The organism is Rikenella sp. (genome assembly GCF_056799795.1).
Genome location: NZ_JBQIQO010000004.1, coordinates 65,489 through 84,748, shown reverse-complemented (window position 1 = coordinate 84,748; position 19,260 = coordinate 65,489). Strand labels below are relative to the sequence as shown.

The following is a 19,260-nucleotide window of genomic DNA, read 5'->3' as shown; positions in this document are numbered from 1 at the left end:
CATGAAAAAATTCTGGGAAATAACGAAAGCCGAACTCGTCTCGATCTTCAAAGACGGAGGCGCGATGCTGATCCTGTTGGGGGCGATGCTGATCTACGGGACGATCTACCCGTTGGTATATGCGCCTCAGGTGGTGCGGAAGTTTCCGGTAGCGGTGGTCGATCTGGATCACACGGCACGCAGCAGGGAGCTGACGCGGATGCTCGACGCCACGCCTCAGGCGGCGGTGCGGTACGAGGCAGAGAGCCTGGAGGAGGCGAAGTCGCTCTTTCTCCATCGGAAAGTCTACGGGGTGCTCTATATTCCGAACGGGTTCCAAAAGCGGATTCTGGCGGGCGAACAGAGCTATGTCAGCTTCTATGCGGACGGGGGTTACTTCCTGCTGTACAGCGACTTCCTGAATGCGGTGAGCAACGTGGTGATTACGGCGGGGGCGGAGGTGCAGATGGGGACTTTGATGGCTGCGGGACTGAACAAAAAGGAGGCGGAGTGGATGGCGAGGCCGGTGGATTACCGGGTGAATGTGCTCTACAATCCGGGGGGAGGATACGGGACGGCGATTATGCCGGGGGTGCTGGTACTGATTTCTCAACAATTGCTGCTGGTGGGGATCGGCTTGGTTTGCGGAACGTGGTACGAACGGCGGATGTGGCACCGGTTCAGGGGTTATGGATCCGGGCGGTTGGTGTTGGGGAAGACGCTGGCTTATCTGGTGCTTTATGTGCCGTTGATGCTCTATATGTTCGGTTTCCAGTATAAATTCTTCGACTATCCGATGAAGGGGAGCCACTGGTCGGTGCTGGCGGTTTTCGTCCCTTACCTGCTGTCGATCATCTTCCTGGGGCTGACGATCGGGACGTTCTTCAAACGGCGCGAGAGCTCGATGCTGGTGATCGTGGTGACGTCGGTGATGTTTCTGGCGGTGAGCGGCATCACGTGGTCTACGGTGGGGATGCCGCAGTGGATGTATGCTTTGGGTCGGATGATGCCGTCGAGCAACGGGATGAATGCGGTGGTGCGGATCAGGACGATGGGGGCGACGCTGGCGGATGTGGGGCCGGAGTTCATCACGCTGTGGGTGCTGACGGGGATTTACGGCCTGACGGCGCTCTTGGCGATCGGGAGACGAATGAGGCGATTGCCTATGCTGGAGGTGCCGGCGTCGTTCTCGGAGACGGAGCTGCCGGCGGTGGTGGAGCAGCAGCAGGAAAAGACGGAATAACGCCTCTTTCTCACTGACTTTTGTTTTTGCCGGCTTTTCCGCCGGCATTTTTTATTTGTCTGATCTCCGCCCCGGGCTTCCGCGAAAGAGCTGACGGGAGGCAGAAGAGTGTCGGCGATAGTGGATTCAGTTGGTCTTCCGCCACGAGCAGCATCAATGGGGTGTTCTTGAGTTTTGGCGCGACGTACCTCTATACCAGTTACGCTGATTACCGCGGTTACGGTCTTCAGTTGCGTTGCCTCTCGGAATAAACGCGCCCAAAGGGCGTTTTGCTGGCAGCCTCTACCCCAATATTAGACAGTCTCTACCCTATTTTAAGTTGAATCCTGCGGTTCGAAGAACCGCACGGGCCGGACGCCGCCCCCTCGGGAGGCCCGCAAACTCACTACGTTCGTTGCGTTCCGCCCGGGCGTCCGACTCGTTTGGCAATGCCCAATTCTTTCGAGTTCGGGCCGCGCGCTCCCCGGATGGGCCAAAGGCCCAGCGCGCAGGCCCGGCGGTTCTACGAACCGCAAAAGCACAGCCCATTCGTCCTCGGCGCGCGCCCCTCGCGCCGCTGATGCGTCGCTCTCGCCGAGGACGGCGATTCTACGAATCGCGCTATTCGCTCTTGGTTAAAGCGGGTCGCCGCCAGCGGTGAGTGCAACGAGCCCAGTCGAGTTGCAGTCCGCCGCGTGGGGTGGCGGCGAACTGCGCGACCCTAAAGGGTCGCAAGAGCACTACCCAAAGCCAAGCCCAACCCACAGCCCAAAGCTCGCCCCAATTCTCCGCTCCGTGTCGGCTTCACTGCGGCTCCGCTACCGCTCCGCCACGTTTTCGCGCGCCTTGGGAAATCTTGTCAAAACGCACAAGTGCATTTTGACGATTTCCCTCCTAAGGCGGGACGCGCGGTTTGGTTTGAAGAGACTGCGCTCGGGCCGCGCGGGCGCGCCCACAGGGCGTTTTAATGGCCGTCTCTATCCCCGTTCTTTGTCCGCGCGCCTGCGCGCGAACTTAGCATTATCCCGGCTGGAACTGTTCTTTTTGTGAACAAAAAGAACAAAAAAAACTTTAGACGGATGTTTCTCATCCTCAAGCTGCCGGAGGCCTTAACCAACGCGGCAGCCCCAGCCCAACTTAAATCACGGCACCGGATCGTAGCCGCTACCGCCCCAAGGATGGCAACGCAACAGGCGGCGCACTGTCAGATAAAATCCTCGAAATAGTCCATGCCGCCGAAACGCTTCCAACGCATAGGCCGAACAAGTCGGCGTAAACCGGCAGGAGTTGGGCAGAAAAGGAGAAATCGCCACCCGATAGATACGAATCAAAAAGACGAACGGAGCAATAGCTACCTGCCTCCTCCACCCGACCCGTCTCCGGAGTGCTCTGCCGCTTGTCGCTCGTCGCGCATCCTGATTAATCTCTCCCATATCGAAATCATCGCTTTTTCAATCGTCCGATACGCCGCCGGATCTCCCTTGCCCACATACGAAAAGGCCACATCCACCCCGATCTCGGATCGGTGCAACCGATAGGCCTCCCGCATCCTCCGCTTCAGCAGATTCCGATCCACGGCGCGTTTGTAATTCCGTTTCGGCACGATCACCATCATCCGATTGTCCCATGCTCCCGGGCGAAACCGACAGGTGCACTTCACCGGATAGACTAAAAACGCCTCTCCACACGTGAAGAGGCGTCCAATATCGCTCCGTGCAGCCAACCGCTCGCTCTTGGGCAACGTAAATCGCCTCCTCACCGCATCTCCCAGCTCGTCCGACCTATGTAACGACTGCGCATCCATGAGATTCATCACTTCCCCGTAGTAGCCGCCACAGACCGCCTACTGCTGCCGCTCCCCGACGATGCGGAAACTTTCGTCGCGGTCTTCCCTTTCTTAGTACCGGTCGATGCACCACCTTTGCCCGTCGCCTCGCCGCCCAAATCCTCCGCCGTCATCCCGAACCCTTCGACCGAACCGCCGCTGTTGATCGCTGCCACATACTTGTCGATCGCCATAGTCAAAGAGGGAAAACGAGGCGTCGGAGCCACGATGTCCACTTTCAATCCCCCCACCAAAGCCTCCCGGGCGGTCGCATTGCCCAGCGTCGCCACGATCATCCCCTCGGGCAGCACTTCGAACCGCTCCCGCAAAGCCCGCACGTCGGCCGAGCTGTAACAAGCCACCAAGTCATAATCGACGATCGAGATGTCCGACAAGTCCGCCGTCACCGTATGGGCCAAAATAATCTTCGTATACTTCACCCCGGTCTTCCCCAGCAAAGCCTCGATCTCCGGTTTATACGGATCCGACAGGGCGACCAGAAAACGCTCCTCCTTATGCTTGGCCACCACCTCCATCAAGTCCGCAAAGGTGGTCGTCCCGTAAAAAATCTTCCGTTTCCGGTAGACGATATATTTCTGCAAATAGAGCGCGATCGCCTCCGTCACGCAGAAATATTTCATGTCTTCCGGCACCTGGATCCGACACGCTTCGCACAATTCGAAAAAGTTGTCGATCGTCTTTCGCGAGGTGAAAATCACGGCCGTATGGGCCAGCACATCGACCCGCTGGGCGCGGAATTCCTTCGGCGTCACCCCTTCGACCGCAATAAAGGGCCGGAAATCTACTTCGAGTTTGTGTTTGGAAACCAGCTCAGAAAAAGGAGACTTGTCCGATGAAGGAGCCGGTTGAGCGATCAGTATCCGCTTTACTTTCTGTGTTTTCGCCATAAAATCAGTCGATCACGCTGCTGCTCTGTCGAATCGCCAGCGCAAGAATGAAACTCACCGGCAGGATTTCGACGAAGCAAAGGTACAAAATCCATTGCAATTTAGAAAACGAGCGTAATCTAAAGTATTTATACAGAGCTATAAAATGATAGACGACCAGCCCGCCGAGCACCACCAGACCGAAGGCGAAGAGCCGGCCGCTCACTCCGATGACGATGGCCAGCGGCGCATAAAGGAGGGAGATGAAGGTGACGTCGATGCGGTTGATGAAGGTGATCTCCTGAAAAACGCTTTTATCGTCGGTGAGCCACCTGAGCACGCGGAAGAGGATGCGCCGATAGAGCACGATCAGCAAAAAGAGGACGACGGAGCCTATAAAAAGGTAGTAGCTCTCGATGCGGGGCCAGCGGATCTCCAACCAGGCCATCACGAGGGCCGAACCGGCCAGCACGGCCAGAGCGATGCCGCTGCGCAGGAAATAGACGAAGTCGGCCCCCTGTCCCTCCATCAGGGTCAGGGTATCCTCCGTATGACCGATATTTTTCAGGCAACTCACCATATCGCGGCGAAAGCGATAGAGCACATAACAATAGAAGCAGATGAGGACGACCATGACGACGGAGGTCTGCCACGGATCGGCGGGCGGCGAGACGGGCACCAGGCCTCCGTGCGGTGTCAGCTCTTCGGAGAGGGTCGACCGACTGCCCCATATTTCGGCAGCCGAACCGGCCGGTCGCAGCCACTGCACCGAATCGACCGACCGACCGACCGTCTCCGGCCCGGTCGGAAAGAGCGTCGAACCGCCCGGCTGCTGAAAAAGATAGGTCGAAGATGCTGTATCCACCCCAAAAAGAGAAAAAAAAGGGAGACGAATCGTTTGCCGTCGCAAAGGTAGGAGTTTTCGGCCGAAGTGCATGTGCATGGGGTGTGGATATTTTCGGTTGCAGGAGTCGAACCCCCTGAAAACGAGTGGCGGATAATTTTCCGGATTTTGTGAAAAGGTTGTCGGAAACTTTTCACAACTTTCATCTTCCGAGACTTGATCCGCCCCGAAAAAAATCCATATGTCTGCCGGATCGAAAATCGCAACCGAAAAATTTCTTTTTTCATCCACAACATAGACCCGCTCCGAAACCGGGATTATCATCAGAATGAACCCGAAAAACGAATGTGAATCACTTCCCGATAAGACTGTTGAAAAAATCTAACAAATATTTATCAATCAACAGAATAGGATATGAGAAGATGTAAACAAAAAGGGGAAAGAATGTGAAAAACCAATCAGGCAACCGAAATTCGACCTTTTTATCCACGCCATCCACAGCTATTCTTACCCTTCTTTCTTGCTTATAAATAAATCTATCTCTTTTATTTAAAATGAAGGGAAAGGAAAGTTGTCGGGAAAAATGGTTATCTTTGTCGCCTCAATGCCCGGATAACGGGAGTGATCGAAGGGAGGTTAAGGAGACCGAGGCCGAAGAGGGCCGTTTGAAAAGAGATACGAAACATAGATAAATGACGACGGATCCTTTAGCGTGCGGGGATTCGGGTGACTCTTTTCGATAAAGAAGAGGAGATGCGCGCATAAACCTTGTAAAAAAACAAAAAAAGATACACGGATATGATTATCATGCCGATCAAAGAGGGCGAAAACATCGAACGGGCCCTCAAGAAGTTCAAACGGAAATACGAAAAGACGGGGGTGATCAAGGAGTTGCGTGCGCGGCAGTATTTCGTGAAGCCGTCGGTGAAGAACCGGGTACAACGGCTGAAGGCGATTTATGTGCAGGGGTTGCAACGGGAAGAGGAGTAGATATATTCTCTCGGGAATGTATACGGAGGCCTGGGGAACGGAAGTTCTCCGGGCCTTTTTGTGCCGGGCGATGTGCGCGTTTTGGGGTCGAGGCGGCCAGTTGAAATGCGCCAGCATTTCCTGTCCACGGGACGTGGGGCCCGCGCGGCCTGAGCGCAGTACCCTCCTGTTGGCGAAGACGCGCGCCCCGCCTAAAGAAGCGATTCAACTATTTCGGCGATAGCCGAAATAGAATGAATCGCGCAGGCGCGCGAAAAAGTTCGATTCCGCGCAAAGCTCTGTCGCCCGCCCGCTTAAGATGGCATATTCTGCCGGTTGGCACTTGGCCAATCCGGCAAGAATTGCCGCGGGCGACGGGACTAGGAGTAGCCCCGGCCATCTTTCAAGTGCCGAGCGGCAGCGGCGAAGCGAAAGCGGAGCCGCAGTGAGGCGGACACGGGGCGGAGAACTGGGGCGAGCTTTGGGCCGTGCCTGTTCTTCAGGCGCGAAAACCGTAATCGGTTTTCGCGCCGCGCTGGGCCGGGCATGGGGGATGAGATTTGGGCTGTGGATTGGGCTGAACTTGTTGTCCGTACTTTGGGTAGTGCTTTAGTCCGAGAGCGAATAGCGCGATTCCTCTGGAATCGCCGTCCTCGGCGGGGGCGACGCTTTAGCGGCGCGTGGGGGGCCGGGCGACAGGCCGAACACAACAGATTTAGGTTGTGAATTGGGCAGTGAGTTAGGCTGAATGCTTGCGACCTGAAAGGTCGCGCGGGCCGGACGCCTCCCACCGGGAGGCCCGCAACTCGCCATGCTCGTTTTAGGCCCCGCAGGCTTCAACCCGCTCAGGTAATTGCACTTTTGTAGACTTAGTTGCTCTTCCGCTGGCTCCGGCTGCAAAGTCAAATAAAATAGGGTAGAGGCTGCCTGTTGTTTGGGGTAGTTCCTGCCAGTCTTCGAGGGCCCAGCGGCACCGGTTCCGTCATCGCTCCGTTTCAAAAAAGCACAGCTTTTTCATCGGAACAAAAAAATGCGTACCTTTCGGAAATAAATCGGTAGCCATAAGGCTGTGAGCGAGATACGAAACATAGAGACCGACAAAGAGTTCGACGAACAAATCCGGCCGCAGGAGCTCGAAGCTTTTTGCGGACAGGAAAAGATCGTCGAAAACCTGTCGATCTTTATTAAAGCCGCTATTATGCGGGACGAAGCGTTGGATCACGTCCTGCTGCACGGGCCGCCGGGGCTGGGGAAGACCACCCTCGCCAATATCATTACCAATGAGTTGGGAGTGACCATGAAAGTCACTTCGGGGCCGGTGCTCGACAAACCGGGAGATCTGGCCGGGCTGCTTACGAATCTCGGCGAGGGAGACGTGCTCTTTATCGACGAGATTCATCGCCTGAGTCCGATCGTCGAAGAGTACCTCTACTCCGCGATGGAGGACTACAAGATCGACATTATGCTCGACAAAGGGCCCAGTGCGCGGAGCGTGCAGATCAAACTGAATCCTTTTACCTTGATCGGAGCCACGACGCGGTCGGGCTTGCTGACCAGTCCCCTCAGGGCCAGGTTCGGGATCAATTGCCATTTGCAGTACTACGATGTGGCTACTTTGCAAGGAATCGTGACCCGTTCGGCACAAGTATTGGGGATACCGATCGATGCCGGGGCGGCGGAAGAGATCGCCAGACGGTCGCGCGGGACGCCCCGGATCGCCAATGCCTTGCTCAGGCGGGTGAGAGACTTCGCCATGGTGCGCGGCGGGGGGAGAATCGAACCGGAGATTACCTGCCATGCGCTCGATGCGCTCGATATCGATACCCGGGGGCTGGATCAGATGGACAACCGGATTCTGTCGACCATCATCCATAAGTTCGGCGGCGGGCCGGTGGGCTTGGGGACGATCGCCACGGCCGTGAGCGAAGATGCGGGGACGATCGAAGAGGTCTACGAACCGTTCCTCATCAAGGAAGGATTCCTGAAACGGACACCCAGGGGACGAGAGGCGACGGCAAGGGCCTACGAACACCTCGGGATTCCGATGGAGACGATTGCGGGGCAGGGGGAGTTGCAATTCTGACCCTTTCGTTAAACCGAATCGGAGTCGGCGCGTCCAAGGAAAGAGCAGGAAACTGAAAAAACTAACCAATTATAAAAACACTAACGACCATGAAAAAAGTGATTTTGCTGATGGCCGCCCTTATGACGGTCAGCTTCTCGGCACAGGCACAGAAGAAATCCAAGGAAGAAAAAGCCGCTGAAAAAGCACGTCAGGAGATGCTCACCGCGGAACTCATCAACCGCGTGGTGCCGGCCAAGAACTTCCAGTTCGTACCGTACGAATACATCCAGCCCAATACCGGGACGACGACGATCACGCGCTACGAATACACCAAAGTTCGGCCGAATTCGCTGGAAGTCTATATGGTGAACTGCCCGGGGGTGAATACCAACCGGTATGAATGGCTCTCGTGCGAAAAGAAAAAAGACGTTTGGCTGGTGAAAATCAAAGCGGTGGCAGATAACGGAGCCAATCTGAGCTTCGATTTCGCGGTCAACTCCAAGAGCGGGGTCGCTACGCTGAAGGTGCGTTCCAACAAATCGTTGGATCAGAACAATCCGGGGGCGGCGAACTCGATTACCTACAAAGGGAATATTCGCGAATACTAATCGGTCGGATCGATCGGAAAGCCGGGCGGCCGGGGAGCATGGAAAAATCTCCCCGAGCCGCCTTTTTTCGTCGAAAACGTTGGAAGAGAAGCGAAAAACGACTACCTTTAAAGCGGTGGCCGGGCGAAAACCCGATGGGGTGTGACAAATAAAAGGGAAAAGTTTATTCATGTTAAAATTTTCGAAAGATATGGATCGGACAAAATCGATTTTTCGGACAATTCGGCGGATGACGGTCGGAGCGGCTTTTTTGCTGGGACTGGTCGTTGCGGCGGTGCCGGCGGCAAGGGCGCAGGAGATCGACCGGTGGGTCGGCGAAGAGACCCGTTTCCGCTTCGTGCCGGACGTGTTGCAGGAGGAGGAAGGGCATGCGGGAGAGGTGCAGGGCTATTTTTATAAAACACCGGGCTTTCCGCTGTGGCTCATGACCGATATGGGAGGGCCGCTGTGGGTCGATAAGGAGCACTTTTCGGTGAACAGCGCGGAGAAGGATCAGGACGGGGTGTGGCTGCTCGATTTGAGTTGTGTCGATTCGGTCAACGGATTTTTCAACCTCGGCTTCGCTATCGATTCCAGAGACGGAAAGGCGGTCTTGAAGCTGGCGACTCCCACTGAGGGAGATATCGCCCTGTATCAGGGAAAAGTCGAGCCTTACGAGGCGCCGGACAGAGACGATTTCCGGAACGAAAAGGAGCGCCAGGAGGCTTTGGAAATGGTGATGCGGCTCGATACGCTGGTGCCGGCGATGAACTTTCAGGTGAAACTCAATTCGGAACTCTATGGGCCGAAATCGGAGGTCAATGTATCGCCCAAACTGGTGCGGCTGTGGGATCCGAGGCGGTTCGAGAGTCCGGACTACGAGGTGATCTGTTGCGAAAAGCATGACGGGATGTGGTACGTGCGACTGAAGGTCGGAGAGGCGACACCGGTCAGCGAGGAGATCTATCTCGACCTCCTGATCGACTCCTGGACGGGGAAGGTCAATTATCGGCGGGGGATGGCGGATCGGTTGCGGCTCAACTGGCGGGCCATGGTCGACGGCCGGGTGACCGGAACGGCGCAAATTCTGCCCGAAAAGGGACGCAGAAAGGCACGGTAGCTGAACGAAAAAGCGTAATTTTGTAAGCGGGCGTCGCAGAACTCACGGATGGGTTCGGAGGCGCTTGCTTATTTTGTTCTCGATGGGGATGGGAAAAGAAAAATCGATGGAAAAACCGGTCGATGACCGGACGGAACGGGTGGTACTCGCGACGGTCGTTCGCGACCGGCAGGAGGTGCGCGAGGCGGAGGAGTATCTGGACGAATTGCGGTTTCTGGCCGAGACGGCCGGATTCGAAACGGCGGCGACTTTTATGCAGAAGTTGGCGGCGCCGGACAAGCGAACCTTTATGGGGAGCGGAAAATTGAGCGAAATCAAAGCCTATGTGGAGGAACAGGAGATCGGGACGGTGATTTTCGACGACGAACTCTCGCCGTCGCAGACCCGGAATCTCGAACGCGAGTTGGGGGTTCGGATTCTGGACCGGACGCGGCTGATCCTCGATATTTTCGCCCAGCGGGCCACGACGGCCTATGCCAAGACGCAGGTCGAGCTGGCGCAGTTGCAGTATCTGTTGCCGCGGCTGAGCGGGATGTGGACGCACCTCGAACGGCAGCGCGGGGGGACGGGAACCCGCGGCGGGGCAGGGGAGCGGGAGATCGAAACCGACCGCCGAATCATTCGCGACCGCATCGCCCGGCTCAAGGAACAGCTGGTCAAGGTGGATCGCCAGATGGCGACGCAGCGCAGCGGACGGGGATCGTTGGTGCGGGTGGCGTTGGTGGGGTATACCAATGTCGGGAAATCGACCCTGATGAACCTCCTGAGCAAGAGCGATGTTTTTGCTGAAAACAAGCTCTTCGCCACGCTCGATACGACGGTGAGGAAAGTGGTGCTCGAAAACCTGCCTTTCCTGTTGTCCGATACGGTGGGATTTATCCGCAAGTTGCCGACGCAGCTGGTGGAGTCGTTCAAATCGACGCTCGACGAGGTGAGGGAGGCCGATTTGCTGCTCCATGTGGTCGATATTTCGCACCCCAATTTCGAGGATCAGATCGCGGTGGTCAATCGGACGCTGCGCGAGATCGGGGCGGGAGATAAGCCGGTCTTTTTGATATTCAATAAGATAGACGCCTATACCTACGTCGAGAAGGAGGCGGACGACCTGTTGCCCGAGACGCGCGAGAACTGGACGCTCGAACAGCTCCAGCGGAGCTGGATGGCAAGGAACGAGGGGGTGCCGTGTATTTTCATCTCGGCCGCCGAGCGAATCAATATCGATCGGTTGCGGAAGGATTTGTACGGCATGGTGCGGGAGATTCACGAGGGACGATATCCGTTTAATAACTACCTGTATTGATGGCTGTTGCGCTACAAGAACGGATTTTTGCTTCGGAGCGGTTCGACGAGGCGCTGGCGTTGGAGGTGTTCCGCTTTCAGGCTTCGGCTTGCGAGCCGTATAGACGGTATATCGAATTGTTGGGGTTAAATCCGTTTGAAGTCACTGATATAAAGCGTATTCCGTACCTGCCGGTGGAGTTTTTCAAAACCCATCGGATATGGAGCGCGGCGAGCGATCTTGAGCCGGAGACGGTCTTTACCAGCAGCGGGACGACGGGCAGTGAAACGAGTCGGCACTATGTGGCTTCGACGGCGTTGTACGACGAGGCGTTTACGCGCGGTTTCGGCCATTTTTACGGCCTTGCGGAGGGGTGGAGTATCTTTGCCCTGCTGCCGTCGTATTTGGAGCGAACGGGGTCGTCGTTGATCTGGATGGTCGAGCGGTTGCAGGCAAAAAATAGGGCTTGCGGCGGTTTTTATCTGTACGACCACGACAAACTGACCGCCGACCTGACGGCTGCTTCGCAAAAGGGGGAGAAAATTCTGTTGATCGGGGTGGCTTTCGCGTTGTTGGATTATGCGGAATATCTTTCTAATCAAGGGATTGAATTACATTTGCCGTCCGATGCCGTCGTGATGGAGACGGGAGGTATGAAGGGACGCAGGCGGGAGGTTTCACGTGAAACAATGCACGAAACGTTGAAGCGGGCTTTCGGGGTCGGGGCGATCCACTCAGAATACGGGATGACGGAACTGCTCTCGCAGGCCTATTCGACGGGAGAAGGACTGTTTCGTTGTCCGCCGTGGATGCGCGTTTCGACGCGTGATTTGCAGAGCCCGTTGCAACCGCTCGCGGCGGGGAAGATGGGCGGGTTGAATATCATTGATTTAGCCAATTTGTATTCTTGTTCGTTCCTGGCGATACAGGATCGGGGGATTGTGTATGGCGACGGCGCGTTCCGAGTCTTAGGACGGATCGAGGGGGCGCAGCTTCGGGGATGTAACATGTTGATCGAATAAAAGAGCTATGGCAGCGGCCCACATACTTCGGAAACTGGCTTCGCAGACGGCGGTCTACGGCGTCAGCGCCATTCTGTCTAAGTTTCTGAACTACCTGCTGACGCCGTATTTGACCCGCATCCTCACCGAACAGGTCTACGGGCAGGTCAATCTGCTCTACGGGATCATTCCGTTCGCCAATGTGGTGCTGACGATGGGGTTGGCGACCGGGTATTTCCGCTATGCGGCGAAGTGTCAGACGTTGGGCGAAAAACGCAGGCTTTTCACCACGACGTGGGGGACGGTGGCGTTGATGGCCACGCTTTTCGGCGTGATTATGGCTCTCTGCAACGGAGAGCTGGCGGAGGTGATGCGGCTCGATCCGGTCTGTATCGCGGCGATGACGGCCCTGATCGTGGTGGACAATGTGGCGGCGATTCCGCTCGCGGCGTTGCGCGAGGAGGGAAAGGCCGTTTACTATACGGTGGTCAATGTGACGGGGGTGGGGGTCAATGTGGCGGCCTGCGTGTGGTTCTACTCCCGCGTGCCGGGGGCGGTGGAGAGCCCGTTGTGGGTGGTGGCGGCCAATCTGATCGCCAGTACGGTCTCTCTGTTGCTGCTCTTGCCGCACAGCCTGAGGCTGCTTTCGACCGCTTTTTCGACGCGCCTGCTGCGGAGCATTTTCACCTATTCCATACCGCTCATGATGGCCGGTATTATGGGCGTGGCGGGCGACTTTATCGATCGGCAGCTGATCTACTTCATGTTGCCGGTCGAGATTGCCGATGCCGAGTTGGGGGTCTATACGGCGGTGGCTAAGATTGCCGCTCTGCTGATGATTTTTCGCCAGATTTATACCCTCGGGGCGGAACCCTTCTTCTTGCAGGGCTTCTCGAAGGAGGATTTCCGAACGGCCAATGCCGAGGCGACGAAGTATTTTACGATCGCCGGTATCGCGATCTTTTTGATGCTTTCGCTCTTTGCCCGCGAGTTCGCTTATATCGTGGGGTCGGATTTCCGGAGCGGGATGGGCATTCTGCCGCTTTTGCTGCTGGCCAACCTGCTGGCGGGGATTCTGGTCAACCTCTCGTTCTGGTACAAGGCGGCCGACAAGACGAGGGTGGCGATCTACATCACCGGTTCGGGCGTGGCGATTACATTGGTGCTCAACCTCCTGCTGATCCCTTCGATGGGCTATCACGGGGCGGCGGTGGCGCGGGTCGTGTCGATGCTGGCGATGGTGGCGGCCAGCTATTTCCTGTGTCGGAAATATTTTCCCGTGCCGTTCGATTTGCGGCGGATCGGCTTCTATTTCCTTTTTGGGGGGGCGATTTTCGGTCTCTCGTATGCCACGGCCCTTTTGCCGGGCTGGGGGCGGGTGACACTCGATTTTTTACTACTTTTGATCTATCTCCTCGTCGCCTTTAGGCTGGAGTTCGGAGGACGAAAAATAGCTACGTTATGGAAAAAGTAAAGGTAATCAACCGGTCGGGGAATCCGCTGCCGGCATACGAAACCGCCCAGGCTGTGGGGCTCGACGTGCGGGCCCATACGCTCGAACCGATCACCATCGGGCCGCTGGAGCGGGTGATGGTGCCGACGGGGCTCTATTTCCAGATTCCGGAGGGGTACGAGATTCAGGTGCGGCCTCGGAGCGGACTGGCCGCTAAGCATGGGATTACCGTCATCAATTCGCCGGGGACGATCGATCCGGATTACCGGGGGGAACTGAAAGTCCTGTTAGTCAATCTGTCGAACGAACCGTTCGAGATGCAGCCGGGCGAGCGGGTGGCGCAACTGGTTTTTGCCCGTTACGAACGGCTGGCGTGGGAAGAGGCGGTCGTGCTGGACGAGACGCGGCGCGGAGAGGGCGGTTTCGGCTCGACAGGGGTTAAATAACGCGAGCATGAGAAGGAGAAAATACCTGTTGGTCGCCCTTTTGGCGATGGTTGCCGGCGTCGCTTCGGGGGCCGGGCGCGAGCATGGGACTGGGCGGCTGGAAGAGGCGTCGAGGCTCTATCTGGAGGGGGTCAAGCGCCAGAATCTCGGGACGTTGCGCGAAGCGGCGCAGTGTTACGAAGCGGCTCTGCGCGAGGTGCCGGAACATGCCGCCTCGTACTATCGGCTGTCGGGAATCGCCCGGATGATCGGCGAACAGGAGACGGCGTTGCGCTATGGACGGCGGGCTTACGAGATCGATCCGGAGTGTGTGGAATACGCCGATAATTATGCCCGGTTGCTGGCCCTTTCGGGCGACTATGCGGGGGCGGACGGCTTGTTTACGGAGCTTTTTCGGCAGGATTCTTCGAATCTGGAGACCCTTTCGATGCTCGCTGCCTTGAAGCTGGAGCGGGGAATGCCGGGCGAGGCGATCGTCCTGCTGGATACGTTGCAGGCGCGCAGCGGATGGCAGCCCCGGACGATCGAAATGAAGCGGCAGGCTTTGATTCGCGCGGAACGCTATGCCGAGGCGTACGACTATATGGCCCGGGTGTGCGAGGAGCTGCCGGACGAGAGCGCTTTCCGGATCCAGCTGGCCGAGTTGGCGGCTGCGCTGCGGCGCGACAGCGTGGCGTTGGAGAACTATCGGCGGGCGATCGCGATCGACTCGACGAGCGTGGGGCCGCGGATTGCGCTGGCGGAGTACTACCGGATCAAAGACCAGTGGCCGGAGTTTCCGGAGGCGTTGATACCCGCTTTCGCCCATCCCGCGTTCCCGTTGCAGGCCAAAGTGGACTATTTCGGCACCTATCTGGGGCGGTCGCCGGAGCTTTACAGGCGTTATTTCGTCTATATGGCGCGGTTGGCGGACGCGGTGTTCTGGTCGGCACCGAAGGAGGAGCTGGCGCGCGATTTTTATGCTCGACACCTCATCTACGGGGGACAGGCGGAGACGGCACTGGAGCATCTGGCGCAGTGGATCGGAGAGGGGGATGCTTCCGCTTCGCTCTACCAATTGGCGATCGCTGTGGCCCAGCATCGTGGGTTGGCGGATACGGTGGATCGTTATCTGGCTGATGCACAGGCTCGTTTTCCGAACGATCCGGAGTTGGGGATGACGCGGTTGGCGGTTTGTTTCCAGCGGAGCGATACGCTCGGAGCGATCGAAGCGGCGCGCGAGGTGATCGGTTATTCGACCAACGACTCGATTACGAGCGAAGCGTTGAGTTTCTGCGGCGATATGGCCCACTTGCGCGGAAACAACAAGGAGGCTTACAAATATTACGAACGGGCCTTGAAATTGGCCCCCGACCGGGCGATGTTGCTGAACAACTTCGCCTATTACCTGAGCGAAGAGGGGAAGGAGCTGGAGCGAGCTCTGCGGATGGCGACCCGGGCCAATGAATTGACGCCGCAGAGCGCTACGATTCTCGATACGAAGGCGTGGGTGCTCTATCGGCTCGGGCGGTATGAGGAGGCCAGGGAGCTGATGCGGCAGGCGTTGGTGATGGATGCGGAGGGGAGTGCGGAGCTTTTCCTGCATTACGGCGATATCCTGTTTGCGCTGAACGAGTATTTTATGGCCAAAACCTATTGGCAGCGGGCTTTGGAGGCAGGGGCTGACGGGCGGAAGATCGAAGAGCGGCTCAAACGGCTGGAGGCGGCTGAAAACGGGAAAAAATGACCATGAAAGGGCGACTCTTTTCCATAGCTGCGGTCGTGTTGCTCCTGGTTCCGGGGTCGGGGAGGGGCGACGACGTGAAGGATCGGATCCGGCGGGCCGAGGCCGAGATCGCACGCATCAACCGGCTGGTCGGAGATACCCGGAAAGAGCAAGGGGTGACGCTCGACAACCTGAAGTTGATCGGAACCAAATTGGAAAACCGGCAGTCGATCGTTCAGGGCATCGAAACCGAAATGGGAACCCTTTCCGGAGACTTGAGCCTCAAGGCGCGGCAACTCGTCGAACTCCAAAAACGGTACGATCTCTTAAAAGACAGATACTCAGCACTTATCCGAATCGCATATAAGAATTATCGCCATAACAGCTTTCTTTCGTTCGTCTTCTCGGCGCACGACTTTTCAGACGCTGCACGGAGACTTTATTATGTTAAACGAATCAGCGCCGATATGGAGCGAAAGGCGGTCGAGTTGCAGACTTTGGCGGCGCGGCTGAAGAGCGAGGCGACGGCGCTGGACGAACGGAAAAGTCGGCTCGACGGATTGAGGCAGCAGCATGCGGCCGAGCTGGTTCGGCTGGAGGAGGAGCGCGGTCAGTTGAAGCGTACGCAGAGTGCGCTGAAAGGAAAAGAGAAAGAGCTGCTCGCCGAAGCGGATAAACGGCGGAGACAGGTAGCGGAGTTGGAGCGTCGGTTGCAACAGGAGGTGGAGAAGGAGGTGAGGAAAAAGAGTAGTGCGGCGAATGTGAAAAAAGGAACGGGTTCGACGCAGGCCAAAAGCGACGATTCGGCTCTGACCCGGCGTTTCGAGGCTCGGAAAGGGGCTTTGATCCGACCGGTGGACGGTGTGATGGTGGGGCGGTACGGGGTGCACGACCATCCGGATCAGAAGGGGGTGAAGGTCAATAATAAAGGGATCAACCTGGCGGCTCGGGCGGGGAGCCAGGTGCAGTGCGTTTTCGAGGGAGAGGTGCGGAAGGTCTTCTTTTTTCCGGGACTCGGGATGTCGGTCATGGTGCGGCACGGCTCTTATTTGACGATTTATGCCAACCTGGATTCCGTCTTCGTGCGCGAAGGCGAACGGGTGATCGAAGGGACGGCGATCGGGACGGTGGCCAAAGCGCCGGTTGACCAGCAGGCGACGATCCACTTCGAACTCTGGAAAGAGAGCGATAATCTGAACCCGGAGAGTTGGCTGAAACGATAATTTCATCACAAAGACCGAATTATTATGGCCATTGCGTTTCATTCGGAAGATACGACGTTCGACATCGCGGGACACAAACGTGCGGTGGCTGCCTGGGTGCGGGCGGCGGTGGCGGAGGAGGGGTTTCGAACGGGAGATATCCACGTGATTTTTTGCAGCGACGCTTATCTCCTGGAGATGAACCGGCGTTATTTGCAGCACGATTACTACACGGATATCATCACGTTCGACTACACGGCGGATTCGGTCTTATCGGGCGACCTCTTTATCAGTGTCGATACGGTGCGGGCCAATGCGGAGCAGTTCGGGGTGGTGTTCCACGTGGAACTATTGCGGGTTATCATCCACGGAATCATGCACTTGGCGGGATATAAGGATAAAACCGAAACCGATGCGGCCAAAATGCGCGAACGCGAAAACCATTATCTGAATAAACGACCCGATGATTTGCTAATTCATGTAAAACACTCTTAAATTTATATATATACTGTTTTCTTTGTGCCAGATGGAACCGTACCTTTTCTGAAGAAAAGGTACCCAAAAGACTTTTGCAGAGGTCGTCCCCATGGGACGACCACGGGTTCTCTCCGACTTGTGCGTTGGGCTGTGTTTTCAGGCGAGGCGCGCTTAATATAGGGCATATCATCCAAGCGCGCCCGCCGAAAATCTAGCCCAACCCAAGGCGCAGCCAAAAAGAACAGTACCCTCCCGTTGCCCAAGAACGGATGTATATAAATTAAAGTAGGTTTTAGTTAAGGAAGAAGATATGCGATTCGAATACGATATTATTGTGGTGGGAGCCGGGCATGCGGGATGCGAAGCAGCAGTGGCGGCGGCCCGGATGGGAGCGCAGACGCTGCTCGTGACGATGGATATGGGGAAAGTGGCCCAGATGTCCTGCAATCCGGCGGTCGGAGGAGTGGCCAAGGGGCAGATCGTGCGTGAAATCGATGCGCTCGGGGGGCAGATCGGGGTGGTGACGGACAAAACGACGCTCCAGTTCCGGATGCTGAACCGCTCGAAGGGAGCAGCGATGTGGAGTCCGCGGGCGCAGTGCGACAAATATGCCTTCTCGCAGGAGTGGCGCAGAGTGCTGGACGGAACGGAGGGGCTCTACATGTGGCAGGACAGTGTGACGGAGCTGCTCGTTTCGGAGGATGGGGGTAGAGTAGAGGGAGTGGTTACCCAGCTCGGAGTCCGGTTTAGGGCACGGGCAGTGATCCTGACGAACGGGACGTTTCTCAACGGCCTGATGCACGTCGGAACGGCACAGGCGGCGGGAGGACGGGCGGCGGATATGTCCAGCTACGGGCTGACGGAGCAGTTGCAGTGTCTGGGTTTCGAGGCGGATCGGATGAAGACCGGGACGCCGGCGAGGCTCGATGCGAGAACCATCGACTTCGACCGGATCGAGGTGCAGTACGGCGATGCGGAACCGGAGAAATTCTCCTTTCTGCCCTCCGTGCGGCCGATCGAAAAGGAGCGGCAATTGCCTTGTTATCTGGTATATACCTCATCGGAGGTGCACGAGGTGCTGCGTTCCGGTTTCGACCGTTCGCCGCTCTTCACAGGGGTGATTCGCGGCCGCGGGCCACGGTATTGTCCCAGTATCGAGGACAAATTGCGGACGTTTGCGGATAAGGAGCAGCATCAGCTCTTTTTGGAGCCGGAAGGGCGGACGACGAATGAATACTATTTGAACGGCTTCTCCTCCTCCTTGCCGTGGGAGGTGCAGGTCGAGGCGTTGCGCAGGATCGAGGGGCTGGAGCATGTGCAGATTTATCGGCCGGGGTATGCCATTGAATACGACTACTTTCCGCCGACTCAATTGCGGCATACGCTCGAAACCAAACGGGTGGCGGGTTTGTATTTCGCCGGTCAGATCAACGGTACGACAGGCTACGAAGAGGCGGCGGCGCAGGGGCTTATGGCGGGGATCAATGCCGTGCTCGCTTTGCGGGGCGAGGAGCCGTTCGTACTGGGGCGCGATGAGGCCTATATCGGGGTCTTGATCGACGATCTGGTGACCAAAGGGGTGGACGAGCCTTATCGGATGTTCACCAGCCGGGCGGAGTATCGGATTCTGTTGCGGCAGGATAATGCCGACCGGCGTTTGACCCCGTTGGGGCGGAAAGTCGGGCTGGTTTCGGACGAGCGATGGGAGGCTTTCGAGGCCTCTGAAAGACGGATCGAGGCTGTGGCGGCTTATCTGAATGAGACGACGGTGGCGCCGGAGGAGATAAACGGCTATCTGGCTTCGGTCGGCGAGTCGCCGATTACGCAGCGGAAACGGCTCGCCGAGTTGTTGTTGCGGACGGGAGTTACGCTGTCGGGATTAGCCGGGGCTTCGCCGGCTCTCGGCGCCTGCCTGCGGGAGATCGGAGCGGAGCGGGAGACGGAGCAGGCGGTGGAGATCGGCGTCAAATACGCCGGGTATATCGAACGGGAGCGGATGGTGGCCGAGAAGATGAAACGGCTCGAAGGGATTCGGATTCCGGCCGATTTCGACTTCAATGCGCTGGGTTCCGTGTCGATCGAGGCGCGCCAGAAGCTGACCCGGATACGGCCTTTGACCATTGCGCAGGCTTCGCGCATTCCCGGCGTCTCGCCGGCGGATATCAACGTGCTGCTCGTCTATTTCGGGCGGTAGGAATG

At 57.2% G+C, this 19,260-nt stretch carries 17 protein-coding genes; 13 read left to right on the top strand and 4 right to left on the bottom strand.

Translation table 11 applies throughout. The features are described 5' to 3' along the window. Position 1: 1 nt before the first annotated feature. Positions 2-1,222: an ABC transporter permease gene (locus tag ACTO3O_RS02125; RefSeq protein WP_297831589.1), complete on the top strand. Its 1,221-nt coding sequence runs from the start codon at positions 2-4 to the stop codon at positions 1,220-1,222. A gap of 1,121 nt (positions 1,223-2,343) precedes the next feature. Here ACTO3O_RS02125 and yidD read toward each other — a convergent pair. From yidD to ACTO3O_RS02105, 4 genes are read right to left on the bottom strand one after another with little or no spacing between them, the layout of a single operon-like run. Then, positions 2,344-2,634, bottom strand: coding sequence for a membrane protein insertion efficiency factor YidD (gene yidD, locus ACTO3O_RS02120; RefSeq protein ID WP_297831593.1), 291 nt, complete (start codon positions 2,632-2,634; stop codon positions 2,344-2,346). Beyond that, entirely contained in the window at positions 2,553-3,014 is a 462-nt protein-coding gene (locus ACTO3O_RS02115; RefSeq protein WP_297831603.1) for a ribonuclease P protein component, read from the bottom strand. Before ACTO3O_RS02115 ends, yidD begins: the two co-directional genes overlap by 82 nt. Next, on the bottom strand, positions 3,014-3,934 hold the full coding sequence (locus ACTO3O_RS02110; protein ID WP_297831597.1) for a uroporphyrinogen-III synthase: 921 nt from the start codon (positions 3,932-3,934) through the stop codon (positions 3,014-3,016). The genes ACTO3O_RS02115 and ACTO3O_RS02110 overlap by 1 nt, the downstream gene beginning before the upstream one ends. 4 nt (positions 3,935-3,938) lie before the next feature. Next, on the bottom strand, positions 3,939-4,778 hold the full coding sequence (locus tag ACTO3O_RS02105; RefSeq protein ID WP_297831600.1) for a DUF4271 domain-containing protein: 840 nt from the start codon (positions 4,776-4,778) through the stop codon (positions 3,939-3,941). A 777-nt stretch (positions 4,779-5,555) separates the two neighbouring features. On the opposite strand from ACTO3O_RS02105, the gene rpsU reads away from it, so the two are divergent. The 12 genes from rpsU (at position 5,556) to mnmG (ending at position 19,255) form a co-directional block, all read left to right on the top strand. Further along, a complete protein-coding gene (rpsU, locus tag ACTO3O_RS02100; RefSeq protein ID WP_294594498.1) occupies positions 5,556-5,747 on the top strand; it encodes a 30S ribosomal protein S21 in 192 nt (63 codons plus the stop codon). A gap of 1,048 nt (positions 5,748-6,795) precedes the next feature. Then, the gene (gene ruvB, locus ACTO3O_RS02095; RefSeq protein WP_297830846.1) at positions 6,796-7,809 is read left to right on the top strand and encodes a Holliday junction branch migration DNA helicase RuvB; all 1,014 of its coding nucleotides are present in this window, start codon (positions 6,796-6,798) and stop codon (positions 7,807-7,809) included. An 89-nt stretch (positions 7,810-7,898) separates the two neighbouring features. Further along, complete coding sequence (locus ACTO3O_RS02090; RefSeq protein ID WP_294593048.1) at positions 7,899-8,399, top strand: hypothetical protein; 501 nt, start codon at positions 7,899-7,901, stop codon at positions 8,397-8,399. Between the two features lie 190 nt (positions 8,400-8,589). Continuing rightward, positions 8,590-9,498 (top strand): hypothetical protein, encoded by a 909-nt coding sequence (locus ACTO3O_RS02085; RefSeq protein WP_297830844.1) that lies wholly within the window; start codon positions 8,590-8,592, stop codon positions 9,496-9,498. A gap of 106 nt (positions 9,499-9,604) precedes the next feature. Further along, the gene (gene hflX, locus ACTO3O_RS02080) at positions 9,605-10,798 is read left to right on the top strand and encodes a GTPase HflX (RefSeq protein WP_294593043.1); all 1,194 of its coding nucleotides are present in this window, start codon (positions 9,605-9,607) and stop codon (positions 10,796-10,798) included. Then, positions 10,798-11,799 (top strand): LuxE/PaaK family acyltransferase, encoded by a 1,002-nt coding sequence (locus tag ACTO3O_RS02075; RefSeq protein ID WP_297830842.1) that lies wholly within the window; start codon positions 10,798-10,800, stop codon positions 11,797-11,799. The genes hflX and ACTO3O_RS02075 overlap by 1 nt, the downstream gene beginning before the upstream one ends. A gap of 7 nt (positions 11,800-11,806) precedes the next feature. After that, complete coding sequence (locus ACTO3O_RS02070) at positions 11,807-13,252, top strand: lipopolysaccharide biosynthesis protein (protein ID WP_297830840.1); 1,446 nt, start codon at positions 11,807-11,809, stop codon at positions 13,250-13,252. Beyond that, a complete protein-coding gene (gene dut / locus ACTO3O_RS02065; protein ID WP_294593035.1) occupies positions 13,240-13,677 on the top strand; it encodes a dUTP diphosphatase in 438 nt (145 codons plus the stop codon). Before ACTO3O_RS02070 ends, dut begins: the two co-directional genes overlap by 13 nt. Before the next feature lie 7 nt (positions 13,678-13,684). Beyond that, a complete protein-coding gene (locus ACTO3O_RS02060; protein WP_297830838.1) occupies positions 13,685-15,403 on the top strand; it encodes a tetratricopeptide repeat protein in 1,719 nt (572 codons plus the stop codon). Further along, positions 15,400-16,605: a murein hydrolase activator EnvC family protein gene (locus tag ACTO3O_RS02055; protein WP_298080816.1), complete on the top strand. Its 1,206-nt coding sequence runs from the start codon at positions 15,400-15,402 to the stop codon at positions 16,603-16,605. The genes ACTO3O_RS02060 and ACTO3O_RS02055 overlap by 4 nt, the downstream gene beginning before the upstream one ends. Positions 16,606-16,629: 24 nt before the next feature. Continuing rightward, complete coding sequence (ybeY, locus tag ACTO3O_RS02050) at positions 16,630-17,079, top strand: rRNA maturation RNase YbeY (RefSeq protein WP_297830835.1); 450 nt, start codon at positions 16,630-16,632, stop codon at positions 17,077-17,079. A 292-nt stretch (positions 17,080-17,371) separates the two neighbouring features. Beyond that, positions 17,372-19,255 carry a tRNA uridine-5-carboxymethylaminomethyl(34) synthesis enzyme MnmG gene (mnmG, locus tag ACTO3O_RS02045; RefSeq protein WP_482596394.1) on the top strand — a complete coding sequence of 628 codons (1,884 nt, stop codon included), beginning with the start codon at positions 17,372-17,374 and terminating at the stop codon, positions 19,253-19,255. The last annotated feature ends 5 nt before the right edge of the window (positions 19,256-19,260 follow it).

What these genes read in the sequence shown, in the direction of transcription:
- dut (WP_294593035.1), top strand. Translation starts at nt 13,240, where the DNA reads ATGGAAAAAGTAAAGGTAATCAACCGGTCGGGGAATCCGCTGCCGGCA.
- ACTO3O_RS02125 (WP_297831589.1), top strand. Translation starts at nt 2, where the DNA reads ATGAAAAAATTCTGGGAAATAACGAAAGCCGAACTCGTCTCGATCTTC.
- hflX (WP_294593043.1), top strand. Translation starts at nt 9,605, where the DNA reads ATGGAAAAACCGGTCGATGACCGGACGGAACGGGTGGTACTCGCGACG.
- ACTO3O_RS02070 (WP_297830840.1), top strand. Translation starts at nt 11,807, where the DNA reads ATGGCAGCGGCCCACATACTTCGGAAACTGGCTTCGCAGACGGCGGTC.
- ACTO3O_RS02090 (WP_294593048.1), top strand. Translation starts at nt 7,899, where the DNA reads ATGAAAAAAGTGATTTTGCTGATGGCCGCCCTTATGACGGTCAGCTTC.
- ACTO3O_RS02055 (WP_298080816.1), top strand. Translation starts at nt 15,400, where the DNA reads ATGACCATGAAAGGGCGACTCTTTTCCATAGCTGCGGTCGTGTTGCTC.
- ACTO3O_RS02075 (WP_297830842.1), top strand. Translation starts at nt 10,798, where the DNA reads ATGGCTGTTGCGCTACAAGAACGGATTTTTGCTTCGGAGCGGTTCGAC.
- ACTO3O_RS02115 (WP_297831603.1), bottom strand. Translation starts at nt 3,014, where the DNA reads ATGAATCTCATGGATGCGCAGTCGTTACATAGGTCGGACGAGCTGGGA.
- mnmG (WP_482596394.1), top strand. Translation starts at nt 17,372, where the DNA reads ATGCGATTCGAATACGATATTATTGTGGTGGGAGCCGGGCATGCGGGA.
- ybeY (WP_297830835.1), top strand. Translation starts at nt 16,630, where the DNA reads ATGGCCATTGCGTTTCATTCGGAAGATACGACGTTCGACATCGCGGGA.
- rpsU (WP_294594498.1), top strand. Translation starts at nt 5,556, where the DNA reads ATGATTATCATGCCGATCAAAGAGGGCGAAAACATCGAACGGGCCCTC.
- ACTO3O_RS02085 (WP_297830844.1), top strand. Translation starts at nt 8,590, where the DNA reads ATGGATCGGACAAAATCGATTTTTCGGACAATTCGGCGGATGACGGTC.
- yidD (WP_297831593.1), bottom strand. Translation starts at nt 2,634, where the DNA reads ATGGGAGAGATTAATCAGGATGCGCGACGAGCGACAAGCGGCAGAGCA.
- ACTO3O_RS02110 (WP_297831597.1), bottom strand. Translation starts at nt 3,934, where the DNA reads ATGGCGAAAACACAGAAAGTAAAGCGGATACTGATCGCTCAACCGGCT.
- ACTO3O_RS02060 (WP_297830838.1), top strand. Translation starts at nt 13,685, where the DNA reads ATGAGAAGGAGAAAATACCTGTTGGTCGCCCTTTTGGCGATGGTTGCC.